The sequence below is a fragment of the Actinoplanes awajinensis subsp. mycoplanecinus genome, from assembly GCF_001509495.1.
GTDB lineage: Bacteria > Actinomycetota > Actinomycetes > Mycobacteriales > Micromonosporaceae > Actinoplanes > Actinoplanes palleronii.
The window spans coordinates 1-642 of sequence record NZ_LLZH01000139.1; the positions used below are offsets into that span (position 1 = coordinate 1).

A 642-nucleotide genomic window follows, 5' to 3' on the forward strand; every position below is an offset into this window, starting at 1 on the left:
CCGGGCCGCGTCGACTCCTGCGGAACAGATCCAGGACGCGCTGCAGCTGCAGCACGCCAACGGCACCCACGTTCCGGGAACGGACGCGGGCTGCCTGAACTGCCAGACGGCGTGCTTCTGCAACACCGGCTTCGAGTGCGTGCGCTGCGCACTGGAGCACCAGGCAGACCCGGACACTTTCACGGACTGCCAGGTCTGCGGCGCGCCGGGTGGCTACCCGTACTGCACGGGCAGCTTCTCCGGTCAGCCGTCCTGCGCGGACGTCGTCCGCCCGGACATCACCGGCCCTGCCAGCCACGACCTGGAGGTCGGGGACGACGGCAGGGCGCAGTGCCCGAGCTGCGGCCGTCGCGCGCCGATGATCGGTGACCGTCTGGCCGTCCATCTCAAGCACCCGGGCATGCCCGCCGACACCTGCGACGGTGGCGACCCCACCCTTCGAGGGTGGTGACGCCTGATGAGCAAGAACACTGTCAAGCGCACCTTGACGCGTAGGCGTCACGGCCGGTCTCGCCACGGGCGTGGCCTGCCGGTGACGGCGCAGCTGCTGGTGCGGTTCCTGTCCGGTCAACCGGTGAACGGTCGTCGGCAGAGCAACTGCACGTTCTGGAGCGCGGGTACCCGCCGGGTCGGTGTTCCGGC

General features: G+C 70.4%; 1 protein-coding gene. It reads left to right on the forward strand.

All coding sequences use genetic code 11. The features are described from left to right. Nucleotides 1–451, forward strand: a 451-nt coding sequence (locus ADL15_RS54215) for a hypothetical protein (protein ID WP_198170844.1), incomplete at its 5' end; no start/stop codon positions are given. Between the last annotated feature and the right edge of the window lie 191 nt (nucleotides 452–642).